The organism is Dyella mobilis, from assembly GCF_016904945.1.
Taxonomy (GTDB): domain Bacteria; phylum Pseudomonadota; class Gammaproteobacteria; order Xanthomonadales; family Rhodanobacteraceae; genus Dyella_B; species Dyella_B mobilis.
The window spans coordinates 851,421-870,015 of record NZ_JADIKF010000039.1 but is presented as its reverse complement, the minus strand read 5'-3'; the positions used below and the strand labels follow the sequence as shown (position 1 = coordinate 870,015).

At 63.9% G+C, this 18,595-nt stretch carries 21 protein-coding genes, 1 tRNA gene and 1 other RNA gene; 7 read left to right on the top strand and 16 right to left on the bottom strand.

The annotated features are described in order from the left end of the window. Positions 1-129: 129 nt before the first annotated feature. From acpP to ISS99_RS15020, 6 genes are all read right to left on the bottom strand, one after another. A complete protein-coding gene (gene acpP, locus ISS99_RS15045) occupies positions 130-369 on the bottom strand; it encodes an acyl carrier protein (RefSeq protein ID WP_114823364.1) in 240 nt (79 codons plus the stop codon). Positions 370-664: 295 nt separating this feature from the next. Then, positions 665-1,405, bottom strand: a complete 741-nt coding sequence (gene fabG, locus ISS99_RS15040; protein ID WP_204632400.1) for a 3-oxoacyl-ACP reductase FabG — start codon at positions 1,403-1,405, stop codon at positions 665-667. Between the two features lie 35 nt (positions 1,406-1,440). Then, a complete protein-coding gene (gene fabD / locus ISS99_RS15035; RefSeq protein ID WP_204632399.1) occupies positions 1,441-2,382 on the bottom strand; it encodes an ACP S-malonyltransferase in 942 nt (313 codons plus the stop codon). A gap of 184 nt (positions 2,383-2,566) precedes the next feature. Next, positions 2,567-3,541, bottom strand: a complete 975-nt coding sequence (locus ISS99_RS15030; protein WP_204632398.1) for a beta-ketoacyl-ACP synthase III — start codon at positions 3,539-3,541, stop codon at positions 2,567-2,569. Positions 3,542-3,706: 165 nt separating this feature from the next. Continuing rightward, complete coding sequence (rpmF, locus tag ISS99_RS15025; RefSeq protein WP_204632397.1) at positions 3,707-3,901, bottom strand: 50S ribosomal protein L32; 195 nt, start codon at positions 3,899-3,901, stop codon at positions 3,707-3,709. Positions 3,902-3,919: 18 nt separating this feature from the next. Then, complete coding sequence (locus ISS99_RS15020; RefSeq protein ID WP_204632396.1) at positions 3,920-4,399, bottom strand: YceD family protein; 480 nt, start codon at positions 4,397-4,399, stop codon at positions 3,920-3,922. 197 nt (positions 4,400-4,596) lie between these two features. Between ISS99_RS15020 and ISS99_RS15015 the strand changes: the two genes are divergently transcribed. Continuing rightward, entirely contained in the window at positions 4,597-5,049 is a 453-nt protein-coding gene (locus ISS99_RS15015) for a hypothetical protein (protein WP_204632395.1), read from the top strand. Then, complete coding sequence (locus ISS99_RS15010) at positions 5,046-5,630, top strand: Maf family protein (RefSeq protein WP_204632394.1); 585 nt, start codon at positions 5,046-5,048, stop codon at positions 5,628-5,630. Before ISS99_RS15015 ends, ISS99_RS15010 begins: the two co-directional genes overlap by 4 nt. On the opposite strand, the gene ISS99_RS15005 is transcribed toward ISS99_RS15010, so the two are convergent. Beyond that, the gene (locus ISS99_RS15005) at positions 5,631-7,253 is read right to left on the bottom strand and encodes an ArnT family glycosyltransferase (RefSeq protein WP_239537943.1); all 1,623 of its coding nucleotides are present in this window, start codon (positions 7,251-7,253) and stop codon (positions 5,631-5,633) included. Here ISS99_RS15005 and ISS99_RS15000 point away from each other — a divergent pair. From ISS99_RS15000 to ISS99_RS14985, 4 genes are read left to right on the top strand one after another with little or no spacing between them, the layout of a single operon-like run. After that, a complete protein-coding gene (locus ISS99_RS15000; protein WP_204632393.1) occupies positions 7,252-8,193 on the top strand; it encodes an AAA family ATPase in 942 nt (313 codons plus the stop codon). The genes ISS99_RS15005 and ISS99_RS15000 overlap by 2 nt on opposite strands. 5 nt (positions 8,194-8,198) lie before the next feature. Continuing rightward, positions 8,199-9,146: a DUF58 domain-containing protein gene (locus ISS99_RS14995; RefSeq protein ID WP_204632392.1), complete on the top strand. Its 948-nt coding sequence runs from the start codon at positions 8,199-8,201 to the stop codon at positions 9,144-9,146. Then, positions 9,143-11,113, top strand: a complete 1,971-nt coding sequence (locus tag ISS99_RS14990) for a transglutaminase TgpA family protein (RefSeq protein ID WP_204632391.1) — start codon at positions 9,143-9,145, stop codon at positions 11,111-11,113. Before ISS99_RS14995 ends, ISS99_RS14990 begins: the two co-directional genes overlap by 4 nt. 50 nt (positions 11,114-11,163) lie before the next feature. Then, positions 11,164-11,745, top strand: coding sequence for a Slp family lipoprotein (locus tag ISS99_RS14985; protein ID WP_204632390.1), 582 nt, complete (start codon positions 11,164-11,166; stop codon positions 11,743-11,745). 71 nt (positions 11,746-11,816) lie between these two features. Here the strand turns inward: ISS99_RS14985 and ISS99_RS14980 are convergent, their stop codons facing one another. The 8 genes from ISS99_RS14980 to ISS99_RS14945 form a co-directional block, all read right to left on the bottom strand. Further along, positions 11,817-12,161: a histidine triad nucleotide-binding protein gene (locus tag ISS99_RS14980; RefSeq protein WP_204632389.1), complete on the bottom strand. Its 345-nt coding sequence runs from the start codon at positions 12,159-12,161 to the stop codon at positions 11,817-11,819. A gap of 26 nt (positions 12,162-12,187) precedes the next feature. Continuing rightward, positions 12,188-12,787, bottom strand: a complete 600-nt coding sequence (gene recR / locus ISS99_RS14975) for a recombination mediator RecR (RefSeq protein ID WP_204632388.1) — start codon at positions 12,785-12,787, stop codon at positions 12,188-12,190. A gap of 142 nt (positions 12,788-12,929) precedes the next feature. Next, positions 12,930-13,253, bottom strand: coding sequence for a YbaB/EbfC family nucleoid-associated protein (locus ISS99_RS14970; protein ID WP_204632387.1), 324 nt, complete (start codon positions 13,251-13,253; stop codon positions 12,930-12,932). A gap of 19 nt (positions 13,254-13,272) precedes the next feature. Then, positions 13,273-14,946, bottom strand: coding sequence for a DNA polymerase III subunit gamma/tau (gene dnaX / locus ISS99_RS14965; RefSeq protein WP_204632386.1), 1,674 nt, complete (start codon positions 14,944-14,946; stop codon positions 13,273-13,275). Between the two features lie 100 nt (positions 14,947-15,046). Then, positions 15,047-15,143: signal recognition particle sRNA small type (gene ffs, locus ISS99_RS14960), an RNA gene on the bottom strand. Positions 15,144-15,405: 262 nt separating this feature from the next. Continuing rightward, positions 15,406-15,498, bottom strand: a tRNA-Ser gene (locus ISS99_RS14955). 85 nt (positions 15,499-15,583) lie between these two features. Further along, on the bottom strand, positions 15,584-16,345 hold the full coding sequence (locus tag ISS99_RS14950) for an MBL fold metallo-hydrolase (protein ID WP_204632385.1): 762 nt from the start codon (positions 16,343-16,345) through the stop codon (positions 15,584-15,586). Then, positions 16,342-17,067, bottom strand: a complete 726-nt coding sequence (locus ISS99_RS14945; protein ID WP_204632384.1) for a 3-deoxy-D-manno-octulosonic acid kinase — start codon at positions 17,065-17,067, stop codon at positions 16,342-16,344. The genes ISS99_RS14950 and ISS99_RS14945 overlap by 4 nt, the downstream gene beginning before the upstream one ends. A 46-nt stretch (positions 17,068-17,113) precedes the next feature. Here ISS99_RS14945 and ISS99_RS14940 point away from each other — a divergent pair, with 46 nt between their 5' ends. Continuing rightward, positions 17,114-18,157: a glycosyltransferase family 9 protein gene (locus ISS99_RS14940; RefSeq protein WP_204632383.1), complete on the top strand. Its 1,044-nt coding sequence runs from the start codon at positions 17,114-17,116 to the stop codon at positions 18,155-18,157. Here ISS99_RS14940 and ISS99_RS14935 read toward each other — a convergent pair. After that, positions 18,154-18,555, bottom strand: coding sequence for a DUF6165 family protein (locus ISS99_RS14935; RefSeq protein ID WP_204632382.1), 402 nt, complete (start codon positions 18,553-18,555; stop codon positions 18,154-18,156). The genes ISS99_RS14940 and ISS99_RS14935 overlap by 4 nt on opposite strands. Positions 18,556-18,595: the final 40 nt, after the last annotated feature.

Genomic DNA, 18,595 nt, shown 5'->3' with positions numbered 1-18,595 from the left:
CCGATCGTGTACACCATACGTGATCGGACGTTACATCTTGCAGAAACGAAAACTGCGCCGAGACGGCGCAGATTCCGGTATCAGTACGCAATGCATGGGACGCTTGAAGCGCCGCCGCAAGACGACGGATCACTCCTTGGTGTGAGCCTTGATGTAATCCACGGCCTGCTGCACGGTGGTGATCTTCTCGGCTTCCTCGTCGGGGATTTCGGTTTCGAATTCCTCTTCGAGCGCCATCACCAGCTCCACCGTGTCCAGCGAATCAGCGCCCAGATCGTCCACGAACGAAGCGTTCGCCGTGACCTCATCTTCCTTCACGCCCAGCTGCTCGATGACGATTTTCTTGACGCGCTCTTCGATGGTGCTCATGTTGCCTATACCTCCCAAGGGGTGTGTCTGTCTCACCGGTTTTTCCGCCGGCAAATTCTGCGGCATTGTAGTGGCTAAGTCGCTAAGCCGCCACAAGTGCCAGTGAAAACGAACCGCCACGGTATCCGCGTCGGCGCGAAAACGCCGATTGTCGCCTAAAACGGGGCCCGTGACGACTCCTGGCGCCTGCCGCCCCTTCCGGGGCCGGCAAGTTTCAAACAATGCAGGCGGCTTGCGCCCTGCCTTCGAACCGAAGCTTGCACCTGCCAGGCCCTTTTCAAGGGCCGGCGATGTATCAGGGCATGTACATGCCGCCGTTGACGTGCAGGGTCTCGCCGGTGATGTAGCTGGCCGCCGGCGACGCAAGAAAGCCCACGGCCTTGGCGATCTCGCTCGACTCGCCCAGCCGCCCCAGCGCAATCTGGCCCAGCATGGCCTGCTTGGCATCCTCGGGCAGGCCGCGGGTCATATCCGTATCGATAAAACCGGGCGCCACGACGTTGACCGTGATACCGCGCGAACCGATCTCGCGCGCCAGCGACTTGGAGAAAGCGATGATGCCGGCCTTGGCTGCCGCGTAGTTGGCCTGCCCCGGATTGCCGGTCACCCCCACCACCGAGGCGATCGAGATGATGCGACCCTTGCGCGCCTTCATCATGCCGCGCATCACCGCCTTGGAAGTGCGATAGACCGAGGTGAGATTGGTGTCGATGATGGCCTGCCAGTCTTCGTCGCGCATGCGCATCAACAGCTGGTCGCGGGTGATGCCCGCGTTGTTGACCAGGATCGACACCGGCCCGAACTGCTTGGCGATATCGTCGATCAACGCATCCACGGCCGAGGCGTCGGTCACATTGAGCACCCGCCCATGGCCGCCGCGCTCCGCCAGCCGCTCGCCGATGGCCGCAGCGCCCGCCTCGCTGGTTGCGGTGCCGATGACCGTGGCGCCCATGGCAGCCAGCTCGTCGGCAATCGCCGCACCGATGCCGCGGCTGGCGCCGGTGACCAGCGCAATTTCGCCTTGCAGAGTGCTCATCCTTTGATTTCCTTCAGATCAGTTGGGTCGGGCGCTCAGGCCCATTCGCCGCGCGCAGCATCGAATTCGGCAGGCGTGCCGATCGCGCGTGCTTCAATGCTTTTATCGATGCGCTTGATCAATCCCGCGAGCACCTTGCCGGGGCCGCATTCGGCGATGCGCGTGGTGCCACCGGCAGCCAGCGCCTGCACGCACTCGGTCCAGCGCACCGGCAGGTACAACTGCCGCTGCAAGGCACCGCGAATGTCTTCCAGCGAGGTGTACGCGCGCGCCTCGGCGTTCTGCACGACCGGAATGGCAGGCAATTGCCACGCGATCGAAGCCATGCGCTCGCCCAATCTGTCGGAGGCTTCGCGCATCAAGGCGCTGTGCGAGGGAACCGAAACGGCAAGCTTCACCGCTTTTTTCACGCCCAGCTCGGCGAGCCGGGCCAGCGCCCTGTCCACCGCCTCGGCATGGCCGGCAATCACCAGCTGTCCCGGCGAATTGAAATTGGCCGGCGCCACGATCTGACCCTGTGCCACTTCTGCGCAGACATCGGCGATCTGCTGGTCGTCGCCACCGATAATCGCGGCCATCGCGCCGACGCCGGCCGGCACTGCGGCCTGCATCAGGCGACCGCGCTCGGCCACCAGGGCCGCCGCGTCGTGCAGGGAAAGCGCGCCAGCACACACCAGGGCGCTGTATTCCCCAAGGCTGTGGCCGGAAAGCTGCGCAGGCTGTGCGCCGCCCAGTTTCTGCCACGCGCGCCACACCGCCACGCTGGCAGCCAACAAAGCCGGTTGCGTGTTTTCGGTGCGGTTGAGCTGGTCTTCCGGACCTTGCTGGCTCAGCGCCCACAAGTCGACACCCGCCCCCTGCGAAGCCTCGTCAAAGGTAGCTTTCACATCGGGGTGGGCTGCAGCGAGATCGGCAAGCATGCCTACCGATTGCGAACCCTGCCCTGGAAAAACGAAAGCGAGCGAAGCGGCCGTCATGGGGAATGCATGTCTCTCGATTGGAAAGGCGTAATGGTGCCAGCATCGGCGTGCATACGCAGCCGTATTCGCGAATCCATCACGAAAACGCCCTGCCCGAATCGGGACAGGGCGTCGCGTTTAACTTGTAACGAATATTCGGCAATGCGCTCGAGACGCACCATCCGATTTTCCGAAGGGCGAATCAGAAGCGCAACAGCGCGGAAGCCCAGGTAAAGCCGCCGCCGAACGCTTCCAGCAGCAGATTCTGGCCACGCTTCGCCTTGCCGGAACGCACGGCGTAATCCAGCGCCAGCGGCACGGATCCAGCCGAGGTGTTGGCATGCTTGTCGACGGTGACGATCACCTGATCCATCGACATGTTCAAACGCTTTGCGGTCGCTTCGATGATGCGCAAATTGGCCTGATGCGGAATCAGCCAATCGAGCTGGGATGCTTCCATGCCCGCAGCCGCCAGCGTCTCCTCGACCAGCGAATCGAGCGTCTTCACCGCCACCTTGAACACTTCGCGGCCGGACATGCGAATGCGCACACCGTGATTGGGCTCGTCCTTGAAACCTGCAGAAACACCGACCGGGTTGTACAACAGTTCCTTGTGGCCGCCATCGGCATGCAGGCAAGTGGCGTAGATGCCCGGTTCGCTGGACGCCTCCAGCACCACGGCACCGGCGCCATCGCCAAACAGCACGGCGGTTTCGCGCTCCTCCCAATTGATCATGCGGGTCAGTGTTTCGGCACCGATCACCAGCACTTTCTTCGAGTGGCCGCTGCGAATGAACTTGTCGGCCACACCCAGCGCATACACGAAGCCCGAGCATGCAGCGTTGACGTCGAACGCCGCGCAGCCGTTCGCGCCCAGGCGATGCTGCACCAGACACGCGGTGGAGGGAAAAATGATGTCGGGCGTGGTGGTGCCCAGCACGATCAGGTCCAGCTCCGAAGCCTTGACGCCCGCGGCATCGAGCGCGCGCTGCGCCGCCAACGTAGACAAGTCGCCGGTGGTTTCGCCATCGGCGGCGAAGTGGCGCTGGCGAATGCCGGTGCGCTCGCGGATCCACTCGTCGCTGGTGTCGACAAACTTCTCGAGGTCGGCGTTGGTGACCACGCGCTCTGGCAGCGCGCTGCCGGTACCAAGGATGCGGGAGTAGATCTGAGCCATTGAAAATCCATCAGCAGGCGAAGAGTGTTCGGCACCCTCCGCAAGGCGGTCGGGCACACCAGAACAGCAACGTTACGTTGCTGGGCACCGGAACGCAAAGCGGCGCGTCACCGCGCCGCTTGCCGAACCGGTTCCTCAGGAGCCATCAAGGCTCCCAAGCACAGCTCAGTCTTCTTCGACCACCGCAACGTTGGTTTCGATGACCTTCTTGCCGCGATAGTAGCCATCGGCCGTCACGTGGTGACGACGATGCACTTCGCCGCTGGTCGGATCGGTGGCCAGCTGCACGGTGCTCAGCTTGTCATGCGAGCGACGCATGCCGCGGGTGGACGGGGTCTTGCGGCTCTTTTGAACGGCCATGGTGGTTCTCCAGCTTAATCAGTTCTTCTTGAGTTCGCGCAGTACCGCGAACGGGTTATCGGAACGCTCTCCGGCAGGCGTTGCTTCCGCCGGCGGGCGTGTGACTTCTTCGGGCAGCTCGCTGTCCGGATTGACCGGTACCAGCGGCAGTGCCAACAACAATTCGTCCTCGATCACATCGATCGGGTTCAGCTTGTCATCCTCGGCCACCAGCAGGGGTTCCACCCCGCCCGGCAACGCGGATTCCTCGCGCTCGGAACGGATCAGACCCAGTCGGCTTTCAACCGTAACCGGCATCACGAACGGCTCGAGAGAGCGCTGGCAGACCAGCCACAGCGGCGCCCGGACACGAACGTCGACGTATGCCGTGCCGTACTCGTCCCGACCGAAGTCGAGCTCATACGTGGCCGAACCTGCATCATCCGCCAACACTTCGCACAGGCGAGGCATTGCGGCGATGGGCAGTGACCCCTGGAACGAACGCCGCGCCGAAACCATGCGCCAAGCGTCCACGGACTCTGGCAGTGTGGCGGACATAACTATGAAATAGTAAATTTACCGGGCAGTCGAAGTCAACCACGACCGCCCCGCACCGGCCGATCGCAAACCGCGTCGCAACACCGATCCGCCTGCTTTGCCTGAACTCGGCACATACGGCAGACTGGTCCTATTCCTGCCTGAACGGCCCATTTTAAGTGAATATCTATCTCACGGTCGGCGTGGCCATCTTCTTGATTCTAGTGGCCACGGCCCTGAGCGGCGCCTTTTTGCTGCGCCGGATGAGCCTGCGCACCGCAAGCCTGCGACGCCTGCTGGAGCTGGCCGACCGGCTGGAGGCGGACCTGAAATCCTGCCGCGCCCGGCTGCAACAGGCCCATGCTGTCATGTCGATGAACCCGGACCTGCCTGCGGCCAGCGAGCAAGAAGCCGACCACGCCGTGGACGCCGGGTTGAGGGCGTTGCTGCAGCAGCGGATATGGATTCGCGACAAGGCACCTTCTGCCAGCCTGGCCGAGCTGGATGCGGCTGCCCACGATATGGAACAGACCCGCGCACGGCTCCGCCCCCTGCTCCAGGCCCTCGGCCAGGCGCAGAACGAGCTGGACTCCGCCATGCGCGAGCACATCCGGCAGGATCCGACCTCGTGACGGCACGGCGCCTGGTCCTGGGTTCCACCTCCCGCTACCGAGCCCAATTGCTGGAACGGCTCGGCCTGGACTTTGAACAACGGGCGCCCGGAACCGAAGAGCGCGAGCTGGCCGGCGAAGCACCAGCGATGCGGGCCATGCGATTGGCCATCGCCAAAGCCTCCGACGCGGGCGCAGGGATGCCCGATACCCTGGTGATCGGCTCAGACCAGGTTGCCGAGCTGGACGGCACCTTGCTGGAAAAACCAGGTTCCGCAGCAGTTGCACAGCAACAGCTCGCAGCCTGTTCGGGCCGCACAGTGTCCTTTCACACGGCACTGTGCGTGCTCGATACGCGGGATGCCCGGCAGCACACCCATCTCGACCTCACCCGCGTCCATTTCCGCCAGCTTCAGCCTGCGGAAATCGCCCGCTACATCGAACGCGAACAACCGCTGGATTGCGCCGGCAGCTTCAAATGCGAAGGTCTCGGCATCAGCTTGTTCGAGCGCATTGAAAACAGCGATCCCACCGCCCTGATCGGCCTGCCCTTGATCGCATTGGCGCAATTGCTGCGCGATGCTGGGCTCAGTGTTCCCTAGTCACCGCTGCACCATAGCGGCATTGCGCCACGTAACGCATGCATCGGGGTCGTTCGGATGCTCCGATGCTGCACGTGCGATCACGCCACGATAGAACGACACCGTTTTGCGGCCATCGAACAAGTCGAGCCTTTGCACGGGCCGCAGATTTTCGATGCGAGAACACAGCGAACCCAGCCACGATCCGCGCTCGCGTTCCCGCAAAGCGTGCTCGTCAACCACCAGCAGGGCCGGTTCGCCTGCGTGCAAGCGACGCAGGCCCGCTTCGCCCATGCCCCACCAGGCTATCTGAGGCGCTCGCCCATATTTCACATTGAGCGGGCTGTCGAGCGTATAGACCGGACGCCGTCCGTCAAACTGAAAATCGAGTTCGGCAGCCATCATGAAATTGTCGGCGACCAGCACAGCAGGCCGCGCGGCAAGTTGTGCCTTCGCGATATCGGCACTTTCCTGCCATCCCATGAAGGCCGTGGGAAACGCCGACGCCGTGCCCAACCAAGCAGCGGTACGCGGATAGGCCGCCAGCCCCAGATAAAACAGGCCGGTCAACTGCGCCAGCACAGCCAACCCTGCCCCGACCGCAACGAAGATCCGCCAACCGCGAATCGCGCCCGTTTCCCTCAGCAATGCCGGCAACGCCGCCAGCAAGGGCAAATAACCGGGCAACGGCCAGTGCACGCGAAAACGTTGATCGTCGGCGAACAATCCGGCAACGAAATACACCACGACGAACGTCAGCGACAACGCGGCGATCACGTCCCATGGACCACCGTCGCGGCGCCGACGCCAACTATGCCACGCGGCCCAAAGCAGGCACGCATACAGCAGCGGCGTACAGGTGACGGCCTGCTCCAGCGGCTGCACCAGAGTGTCGGCATGGAAACGCCACGGGTTGCGCTCGACCAGCTGAAAGGCCAGGCCGGCGCCGTGCTGTTGCCAGTTGGAAATCGCCATCGGCAGCAAGCCGACGGCCGCAACGCCCATTGCCAGCCAGAAACCTCCGCGCGTCCACTGCTGACGGCCACGCGGCGTCAACAGCAACAGCGCCAATCCCGCCACAATGAACATCGCCGCGCGGTAGTGGCTGGCCCAGCAAACCGCAAGCGCCACCCCCAGCAACAGCCAATCGCGCCAGCGGTTTTCGTCCATCGCTCGCAACAGTGCCAGCATGGCAACGGCACCTGCCACGGTAAGCGGCACGTCCGGCATCGCCATGACACCCAAGCTGCCGGCCAACGGCAAGCACAGGCACAGCAAACCGGCCTGCCAGCCGGTACGCGCATCGAACGCACGACGCCCAAAGGCCACCAACAACCAAGGCAGGCAACTGCCCAGCAGCAGAAACGGCCAGCGCATGCCCATCAGCCCATGCCCGGCCACCGCCTCGCCCAGGCGAATGAGCCATGCCGTCAGTGGCGGCAGGTCGCTGTATCCCCAGGCAAGGCGCCGGCTCTCTTGCCAATAGAAGGCTTCGTCGCCAAACGGCTGAAGCTCCAGAACGAGCAGCAGCTTCACCCCAAGCAGACACAGGAAGAACGTGACGAATGCCGCTCGCCAGCGCGCAAGGCCGGCGACTAAACTGGCGTCGTCTCCCACATCCGTCCTCGTCTTCCGCAAACTCATGTCAGCCATCACCCCACTTCGTGATGAAAACCTGCAACGACGACTTCACGCCGCCATTGCCCAAGTCAACCGCGTTCTGCTTGGCAAGGCGCGCCAGGTCAAACTGGCCTTCACCTGCCTGATCGCTGGCGGCCACCTGTTGCTGGAAGACGTGCCCGGCGTCGGCAAGACCACGCTCGCGCATGCGCTCGCAGCAAGCTTCGCGCTCGACTTCCAGCGCGTGCAGTTCACCAGCGACCTGCTGCCGTCCGACATTATCGGGGTCAGCATGTACGAGCGCGAGACCGCGCAGTTCCGGTTTCATCCCGGACCGGTGTTCGCCGGCCTGCTGCTGGCTGACGAAATCAATCGCGCCACGCCCAAAACCCAGAGCGCCTTGCTCGAGGCGATGGCCGAGGGGCAAGTCACCGTGGACGGCCAGACACATGCGCTGCCGGACCCGTTCTTCGTGGTCGCCACGCAGAACCCGCTCGATTTGTCCGGCACCTTTCCGCTGCCCGATTCGCAACTCGATCGCTTTATGCTGCGCGTCTCGCTCGACTATCCCGACGCCAGTGCCGAACGGGAACTGCTCACCGGCACCGACCGGCGCGACCTGCTTACGCGACTGACCCCGCAACTGGATGCCGCAAGCCTGCACACCTTGCACCAGCAAGCGCAAACCATCACGGCCAGCCCTGCCCTGCTGGACTATCTGCAAGCACTGCTGACGGCCAGCCGGCGCCATCCGGACATCCGCATCGGATTGTCGCCACGTGCAGGCCTGCTGCTGCTCGCCGCGTCACGCGCATGGGCAATGCTCAGCGACCGCTCCCACGTCTTGCCGGAGGACATCCAGGCTTTGTTTGTCCCGTTGGCCGCACACCGGCTCTCGGCAACCCGCGGAGCCAGCGGCGAGACGCTGGCGCGCACTCTGCTGAGCGAAGTCGCCGTCGATTGACCTCGATGCGCGCCTCCTACCAGCGTGTGCAGCAATGGGCAGAACGGCGGCTGCCTGCACTCACCCGGCACCGCCGCCCGGAAACATTGCCCATCGACTTGCACCGGCGGCGCGTCTACATCCTGCCCACCGGTTTTGGCGTGGCCTTTACCTTGCTGCTGCTGGTGATGATGGTCGGCAGCCTGAACTATTCCAACAATGCGGCCTTGCTGCTTACCTGCCTGCTGGGCGCGGCCACCTGCATCAGCATGCTGATCGCTTTTCGCACCCTCAACGGTTTGCGCCTGCGCGGCCTGCGTGCGGGACACGCGACGGCGGGACAACCCGTCGACATCACCTTTGATTTCGAGGCCCGCCGTCTGCGCCAGGCCGTTCGGCTGGATATCGCCCAGAGCTCGCGCGCATTTGACGTTCATGGGCGAACCGACGTTACGTTGAGCATTCCCACCGAACGCCGCGGCTGGCTCAGCGTGCCGCGGTTTTGCATATGGACGACCTGGCCGATGGGATTGTTCCGTGCGTGGAGCTGGATGCATCCGGAGCAAGCCGTGCTGGTGTGGCCGCAACCAGAGCATTCCGGACCCGCACCGGCATTACCGGTGGAAGACAGCCACCGTCAACGCCTGCACCGCGGCGAAGACCTCGCGGCATTACGCGATTACCGCAGTGGCGATTCGATCCGGCACGTGGCATGGAAGGCGAGCGCGCGCCACGAAAACCTGCTGGTCAAAGACTACGAGCAACCCGAAGCCCGCCAGGAGTGGTGCCTGGATTGGCGTCAGCTCAAAGGGCTGAGCGACGAAGCACGCATTGCCCGCCTCGCCCGCTGGCTGGGCGAAGCCCAGGCGCAGGGACGCCACTGGAGCTTGTGGCTGCCGGGCGAAGCGATCGAACTGGGTAGCGGGCCAAGCCACTACGCACGCTGCATGACCGCGCTGGCCTTGCTGCCATGATCGGCCTCCATCCGCATCGCCGCATCCAGGAACGCCTGAACGATCGCAGCTTCGATCTGCTGTGCCTCACCACGGCATTCGTCCTTTCTATGCATGCCCCGCACCTTCCCGCGTGGCTAAGCGTCACGTTGGCCGGCGCGCTCGCCTGGCGCTGGTGGCAACGCCGGTATCGCCCGGTGCGCGTGCCGGCGTGGCTGAAACTTCCGGCGCTGCTTTTGCTGGTTGGCGCGGTGATTCTGGTCTACGGCAACGTGTTCGGTCGCGACCCGGGATCTGCGCTGGCCTGCGGCCTGTTGGTGCTGAAACTTGCCGAAACCGAGGCTCCGCGCGATGCACGGGTCGCGGCGGCATTCGCCTGCTTTCTGCTGATGGCCGCGTTGTTGTTTGGGCAGGGGTTGATCGCAACGGTCGTCGTGGCGCTGGGCCTGCTGCCCGCCATGAGTACGTGGCGCTCGCTCGAACCCACGCAGGCATCGGTCAGCATGCCGCGCCAAATGCTGCCGGCTGCGCTACTGCTGGCCGCATCGTTTCCACTGGCGGCCACGGCCTTTGTGCTGGTACCGCGACTCAGCTCGCCGCTTTGGGGAACCGGAAACTCCCAGGCAGCCCGCAGCGGACTCAGCGACGACATGTCGCCCGGCGACTTCACCGAGTTGCTCAACGACGACAGCCCCGCCATGCGGGTGAGTTTCGACGGAGCGCCGCCCTCCAAAAACCAGCGCTACTTCCGCGCCTATGTGTTGTGGGACTACGACGGCAAGGATTGGAGACGACTCGACGATACCGGCGCTGCCGCCATCCCGATCGAAGCCATCAGCAGCATTCACTACCGCATCAGCCTGGAACCCACCCATCAGCACGTACTGCCTGTTCTGGACGTGCCCTTGCAGGCCCCCGAGCAAGCGCAAACGCGTGCCGACGGAGAGGTCTTTGCGGACAAGCCGGTCGACCAAGTTCTGGATTATTCGCTCCGCTCCGCCTTGCGTTACCGCTTCCAGGCCACGCTCGATCCCGCCACGCGCTTGCGCGCGCTGTTGCTGCCCAACGACTTCGATCCTCGCACCCACGCGCTGGCGACCCAGCTGCGCAGACGCTTCGGCCGCAACGACGGAGCCATCATCCAGGCCGCGTTGCAGATGTTTCACGATGACGGCTTCCGCTACACGCTCGCTCCCGCACCGCTAGGACACGACGCCGTCGACGACTTTCTATTCCATACGCGCGAAGGTTTTTGCGAGCACTACGCATCCTCTTTTACGGTGCTGATGCGCGCGGCGGGCATTCCGGCCCGCGTCGTCACCGGTTACCAGGGTGGATTCTGGAATGCCATGGCGCACTATCTGCTGGTGCGCAACTCCGATGCCCATGCCTGGAGCGAGGTATGGCTGGACGGCCGCGGCTGGGTGCGCATCGATCCGACCGCGGCGGTAAGCCCGCAGCGCATCGACCTGGGCGCCCCGGCAGCCGATGGTAACGCCCTGCTGCCCTGGTACGAATCCGGATTCATGGAATCTGCACGAAATCACTGGGACATCGTCAACCGATGGTGGAACGAAGGCGTTATCGGTTTCGACGCATTGCGCCAACGCGGCCTGCTGACTCCCTTCGGCATCCGCGAAGTCGACACCGGCATGCTGGAAAAGCTGCTGGCCGTGAGCATCGCGCTATTCGGTGCTGCCGGACTGACGTGGGCGCTGTGGCGTCGACCGGAGGGCGACCCTGCCCTCGCGGCCATGCGTGCGCTGGAGCGCAAGCTTGCCCGAGCCGGGGTTGCCCGCGGACGCAGCGAGGGACCGCGACATTACCTCCGCCGCGCTATCCGAGCGTTGCCCGGGCAACGCATCGAACTGGACCATTTGATGAGGTGCTATATCGACCTGCGTTACGCCACCGCCGAACCACTCCCTGAGTCCTTGCGCGCCTTTCAACGCGCCGTACGGAATTTCCAACCGCGTCGCGTGGTCTAATCCGAGCGCAACGATGTAGCATGCAACCGCCCACGATGGAGAAAAACACCATGTCTCCCCTCTACCGAATTCTCAGCATCAGTGCGGTATGCGCCCTGATGGCCGCCTGCGCCACCGTGCCGCAGCCGCTGCAAGGCAACTTTGCCAACGTCACCTCCATGAACGCCCAACAAGGCAGCAGTGCCAATGGCACGCAGGTCAGGTGGGGCGGCAACATCATCAGCACCGAGCCTGGCCAGCAGTCGACCTGCTTCTATGTCTTGGCGCATCCGCTCGACAGCCAGGCTCGCCCCGTCGGCGGCAACAACGACACCCAGGGCCGCTTCGTCGCCTGTCATTCGGGCTTCTACGATCCTGAAGTGTTCAAGCCTGGCCGCGAAATAACCTTCACCGGCACGGTCCAGGGCACGATGACGCGTAAGGTTGGCGATTACGACTACGCCTATCCGCGTCTCGAAGCCAGCGTGGTCTATTTGTGGCCGAAGCGCCCCGTCATGGTCGGCTATCCGTATTACGGGCCGGGCTGGTACGACCCCTTCTGGGGCCCGGGTCCGTACTGGGGTCCCGGTTGGGGCTGGGGTGGCTGGGGCGGTTGGTATGCGCCGCCGGTCATCGTGGTTCGCCATCGCTGATCCGCATCGACCTGCAACGAAAAACGCCGGCTTCCGCCGGCGTTTTTTTGTGCTTCATCCCACGCTGCCGATCAACCCGGCGGCCAGGTCATGCGGCGACCGGCCAACAAATGTACGTGCAGATGGAAAACCGTCTGGCCACCCTGCTCGTTGCAGTTGATGACGGTGCGGTATCCCTCCTTGTCCACGCCGATCTGTTTGGCGTAGCTCGCCGCGGCGAGCAGCAATTTGCCAAGCAGCTCCGCGTCGGCGGCCGTGGCGTCGTTCAAGGTCGCGATCGCGCGCTTGGGCACGAACAGCACGTGCACCGGCGCCTGCGGATTGAGATCGCGAAAAGCCAGCACGTCGTCGTTCTCATAGACGATGTCGGCAGGGATTTCGCGCCGGACGATCTTGCCGAAGATGGTGTCACCCATGAGCGTATTCCTTTGTGTTGAGCCGGTTAGTCCACCGATTGCCGACTGCCGAACGCATGCGCCAGCGTGCCGCGATCGACGTATTCCAGTTCGCCGCCGAGCGGCACGCCGTGCGCCAGCCGAGTCGGACGGATCCCCGCAGCACGCGCCAATTGCGCCAAATAGTGCGCCGTCGCTTCGCCTTCAACGGTGGGATTGGTGGCAAGAATCAGCTCTTGCACGTCGTCCTCCGCCAGCCGCTCGCTCAACAGGTCCAACCCCAGCTCTTCCGGCCCGAGCCCGTCCAGCGGAGAAAGCCGCCCCATCAGAACGAAGTATTGACCGCGATAGCCGGTCGCCTGCTCGATGGCAGCCAGATCAGTCGGCGATTCGACCACGCACAACACGTGGCGATCGCGGCCGGGATTTGCACAAATCGCACACGTCGGCGTTTCGCTGAAATTACGGCAGCGCGAGCAGTGCCCGATCTGCTGCATCGCCTGTTGCAACACCGCGGCCAATTTCAAACCGCGCTCGCGTTCGCGCTCCAGCAAATGAAACGCCATGCGTTGCGCACTTTTCCCGCCCACGCCGGGCAGGCAGCGCAGGGCTTCGATGAGTTCGCTGAGAAGAGGAGATGAGCTCATAAAAGCGGGGAACGTGCAGTTCGCGCAAGGGGGACCGGCCACACTTCGCTCGCTGCGAACGAGCAGCATGCCTGGCTCAGGTACGGGTATCGCCGTGCCGCTTCACGTTTCCCTTTCCCTGTTCCCTGTTCCCCGCTCTTCATCAGAACGGCATCTTGAAGCCGGGCGGCAGATTCATGCCCGAAGTGACGCCGCCGAGTTTGTCCTTGCTCGCCTCGGCAACTTTGTTCACCGCGTCGTTGATCGCGGCAGCCACCAGGTCTTCGGCCATCTCCGGATCGTCGGCAAACAGCTTGCGGTCGATCTGCACGCGGCGCACTTCGTGCGAGCCGCTCATCACGACGCTGACCAGGCCGCCACCGGAACTGCCGGTCACTTCGAGCTTGGCGATTTCTTCCTGGGCGCGCTTCATGTCTTCCTGCATGCGCTGCGCCTGCTGCATCAGCTGGCCAAGTTGTCCTCTCATAAACGTGTACTCCGAAATATCAGGATTCGAATGGTTTGACGGATTGCGGCACGACCCGCGCGCCGAATTCGCGTTTGAGCGCCTGCACCAGCGGGTCGCCGTCGATCGACGCTTCGGCGGCCGATTGCGCCTCGCTGCGAGCTACTGCCGCACGCGCAGCCGGCGTATGTGCGGCGCCTTGGCTGTCGCTCAGGAAGCGCAATTTGATCGGCTCCCCCATCACCTCGCTGAGGCGATCGGCGATCTGGCTGACCATCGGCTCGACCGCAAGATGCACGTAGGTAGGTTGCAGTGCGAGCACCAGGGTGCTGCCCTCCCTGCTGCGCAGCGCGCAATTCTGAGCGAGCTGCCCCAAGGGGCCGCGCAGGTCGGCACGCTGGATCAGAGTTTCCCAATCGGGAAGGCCTCCAGTGTCCGCGATGCGCTGCACGGGCACTGCGGGCGCAACCGGCTCCCGCGACGTTTCGGGATGAGGGGCGACAGCCGTCGCCGGGCGAACATTTTGTTGCACGGGTGCAGACGCAGGTGCGGATGAAGCACCCGTCGGACGCTGCGGGGGCGCGGGCGCATGGCGCTGCCCGCCCGATCCGGCAACCGGGCCTGCCTCATCCGTCGGACGAAACGCCAGCATGCGCAGCATGGCCATTTCGAATCCGGTGCGGGCGTCAGGCGCAAGGGCCAGGTCGCGACGGCCGGTGGTGGCAATCTGGTAGTAAAGCTGCACGTCTTCGGCCGTCATCCGCTCGGCCAGCGTGGCGAACGTGCTTGCTTCACCCTCACTGTCCAACCGATAACCCGGCACCAGCTGGATGAGCTGGATGCGATGCAGGGCGGCGGCGAGATCGTCCAGCACGCTGCCGAAGTCCGGCGAGAACGACGCAATGCGCGAGCACTCCGCCAGCAACGCCTGTCCATCGCCGGCAGCCAGCGTGTCGAGCAGGCCAAGTACCTGCCCGCGCTCGACACTGCCCAACATGGCTCTTACTTCGTCGGCCTTCAGCGCGCCGCCGCCATAGGCAATGGCCTGGTCCAGCAAAGACAGGCCGTCGCGCATCGAACCATCAGCGCCGCGCGCCAGTTCGGCAATGGCGCCATCGTCGTATTCGATGTGTTCGGCGCCCAGGATGTGGCGCATCTGGCCGGCAATCTGATCGGGCAGCAAGCGCTTCAGATTGAAACGCAGGCAACGCGACAACACGGTCACCGGCAGCTTTTGCGGATCGGTGGTCGCGAGCAGGAATTTCACGTGCGGAGGCGGTTCTTCCAGCGTCTTCAGCAAGGCGTTGAAGGCCGGCTTGGAAAGCATGTGCACCTCGTCCACCAGGTACACCTTGAAACGTCCGCGCGCGGGTGCGTACTGCGCGTTCTCGATCACTTCGCGCACATCGTCCACGCCCGTGTTGCTGGCCGCGTCGATTTCCAGCAGGTCCACGAAGCGGCCGGCATCGACCGCCATGCAGACCGAGCATTCTCCGCAGGGATCGGCCGATTCGCCGCGCTCGCAGTTGAGCGACTTGGCGAAGATGCGCGCGATGGTCGTCTTGCCGACGCCACGCGTACCGGTGAACAGATAGGCGTGATGCATGCGCCCGCTGTCCAGCGCGTTGGTCAAGGCGCGTACGACGTGCTCCTGGCCGACCAGTTCGGCGAACTTGCGGGGGCGCCACTTACGCGCGAGTACCTGATAGGACATGCGTTGGGGATGCTCAGAGGCAGTTGGGCCAGAACCCGATTGTGCCAAGTCGCTCTTGGCAAGTCACGTGGTGCCGCTTGCCGCCGCAAAAAGGCGGCGGCCCCGCCAGCCACACCCCGGCACCCGAATCATCCGCTACCGTTGCTTCCTTCCGGACCTGGCGGGGTTTGCGAACTATCGTCGCGGGGGGACCGACGGGGCCACCATAGGGTGGGCATCGAAGCCCGATTCTGGCGATGGATCGAAATCCGTTGCCGGAATCACTGCAATTTGGCGGAGAGAGAGGGATTGTTCGGCCCGTCCATAAGCCTCATCCCTCGCTATCGCGAGGGACCAGCCTTCGGCTGTCCAAATTCGTTCCAGACGAATTTGTCGAACCGCGAGGGTTCTCACCCTCTCTCTTATCCGTGAATTTCCTAACTTCGCGCCGGCGGCCATGCCGTCGCGTCTTTCAATAACTGGCGGAGAGAGAGGGATTCGAACCCTCGATACGGGGATAAGCCGTATACACACTTTCCAGGCGTGCTCCTTCAACCACTCGGACATCTCTCCGCACTGGGTAACTCTGTTTGCCGGCGCGGGGCTGGCAAAGAAGCGGAAGCATAGCGTCTGGTTGGATCTCAGACAAGAGAGCGATTCAACCAGCGTCCGCTCCAGGTGCGCCCGGCGCAGGCAGCGGGATGCGCTCCCCCGCACCAGCCACCCGATAACCGCGTGCGGCCAACGTCGCGCCGTCGGCAACGCTGCCGTAGTGGTACAGCACGAGACGAGGGCGCCAGGCCGCGTCGTATTCGCGCTCGATATCGTCGATCCCGGTATGCGACGGATTGCCGACCAGGCCGCAATCGTGGGCAATCAAGGTCGGCTGTTCGGCATGCTGCGCCAGCACCTCGGGAATGGGCCGGGTATCGCCGGTAAATGCAAAGCATCCGCGCAGGGACAATCCGAATGACGTACCGGGACGGTGATGCCTAGTCGCAAAGACATCGAACCACCAGCCGTCCAGCCAGAACCCGCGCGAACAGGGTACCAAGCGGAATGCTTCCCAGTAGTTCACGCCGCCTTCGGCCAGCGCGCCCGGGTAGTCGGCCACGCGCGTCTGCAACCACGGCACCAGCGCAGCGTGCGTAAAAACGCGCGTGCGGCCACGCAGTGCTTCGTCGAACCACAAGCGCGTGAACAGCCGCTCCAGCCCGCCAACGTGATCCAGGTGCGTATGGGTGACGAAGATGTCGCGCGGCGGTTCGCCGTAGGCGGCCAGGTAACGATCCAGCGTGTCGGGGCCGCAATCGATCAGCAGCATGGGCCTGCCGTCGCGCTCCAGTACCGCGGATGACGAACCCAACTCGACCGCATGCGCCGCGCCCGTGCCCAGAAAGTGCAAATGCCAGTCATTCATGCGCTGAAGGTACGCTCGTAACCGTTTAGCAAAGGTGTCCAGATTTCGCGGTCGAAAGCTTCTTCGCCAGCTTGCCCCGCGCCCAGTTTCAACAACGAACGGCGCAAGCGCTGCAGATTGGCCATGCGCCAGGATTCAGCCGGCGCGCGCTTGCATCCGCGGTCAAAGTCGATCAGGTAAAGCGCCGTTGGCGCAACCAGCACGTTGTGCGCATTGAGATCGGCATGCCAGACGCCCGCGCGGTGAAAGCGCGCCACCAGTGCCCCCGCTTCCTGGGCCAGTTCGGTATCCAATCGATTTTCGGCCAGGCATTCGGCCAAGGTCCGGGTATCGGGAATGCGCAAGGTGATCAGATCCGCGCGATAGTGCAAACCGACCTTCCGATACCCTGCCGCAACGGCTTTGGGTACCGGCAGCCCCTGTCGCTGCATGTCCAGCAGCAGGCGAAACTCGGCGAAGCTGCGGGTGCGGTCCGCCCCCGTCCACAGATAGCGATCCCCCATCCATGCCGCCACCATGCCGCCGCGCCGGTAATGGCGCAGCACACACTCGCCGGCCGGGGTGGCGATCATGGCCACGCCGCCGCGGCCGCCGGCCTGGCGGCTCAATGCCCCGCGCGCCTGCCAGTAGCCGGGATCGAACCAATCGCGGCCGACTTGTGGCGACACGCTGGCGTCGAACAAAATCGCACCTTCGGCGTCTTGGCGCAGTTGCTCGTGCATCGGTGCTGCCGCGGCTCCGTATTGGCTCAATGTCAGGCGATTCTACATGTCCGCTCCCTCGTCCATCTGCCTGTTGCGCACCTCCGCGATCGGCGACGTCACCCACGTCGTGCCGCTCGTGCGTACCTTGCAACGCGCATGGCCACAGACCTCGCTGACGTGGATCGTCGGCAAGCTGGAACGCAAGCTGGTAAGCGACCTGCCCGGGGTGGAATTCGTCACCTTCGACAAGAGCGCAGGATGGGCCGGCATGCGCGACGTTGCGGCCGCCCTGCAAGGCCGGCAATTCGATGCCCTCCTCCACATGCAGGTGGCGCTACGCTCGAATCTGCTGAGCCTGGGCATCAAAGCGAAGCGCCGAATCGGCTACGACCGCGCGCGCGCCAAAGACTTGCACGGCCTGGTGATCAACGAGCGCATCCCCGCCCGCACCGGCGAGCACGTGCTGCAGGCCATCGGCAGTTTTTGCGAGCCATTGGGACTCAAACAGACCGAAGTGCGCTGGGACATTCCGGTCTCCGAGGAAGATCGCGCCTGGGCGGCCGAGCAATGGCCGGACGATCGGCCGACCTTGCTGGTCAGCCCGACATCCAGCCACGCCCTGCGCAACTGGCTGCCTGGACGCTATGCAGCGGTGATGGATCATGCCGCAGCCCGCGGCTGGCGCGTGGTGCTGATTGGCGGCCCCTCATCCGGCGAGCGAGCCATGGCCGATGCCGTGCTTGCCGCTTGCCGCGAAGATCCGCTCGACCTGACCGGCAAAGACACGCTCAAGAAGATGCTGGCAATGTGCAGCCGCGCGCAGTTGTTGCTCACCCCGGACTCCGGCCCCATGCACGTGGCCAATGCCGCGGGCACGAAAGTGCTGGGCCTGCATGCGGCGAGCAATCCGGCGCGCTCGGGGCCTTATTCCGATCGGCGCTGGTGTGTCGACAAATACGACGACGCTGCGCGCAAATATCTTGGCAAGCCGGCCAGCGAGATTCCCTGGGGCAGCAAGATCGAACACCCAGGCGTGATGGAGCTGATCGAAGTGGACGACGTCGTCGAACGCTTCGAAGCCGCAGCCGGCGCCATGGGCATCGGTTAGCTCTTTTGGCGGTAGTCCTGGTAGGACTTCTCTTCGACCAGTTGCGAACCCAGTTTCAGATTGATTTCGCGCTTCACCGCTGCGCGCTCGTCGTTCTGGAAATACACCGAGCGCGCCAGCTCGATGAATTCGGCATCGAACGCCTGGGCCTTTTCCTTCAGGCGGATGCGGTCCTCGATATCCCACAGGGTTTCGTTGACGGCGAGCAGGCGCTCGCGTTCTTTGCCGATGTCGGTCTGCGAGGCGTGGTGGTTGGCCCAGGTGGCATTGAGCAGGTTGAGCTCGTTGTGCACATTGGCCAGCTTGGCCGGATCGACGATGTGGCGCGACTTGATCTCCAAGATGGTGATTTTGTCGATCAGTTCGCCGAAGGACACCGGTACCTGGATCAGGCTCATGAAAACCTCGAACGGAAGAAGGCCGGCCTGCGGCCGGAAA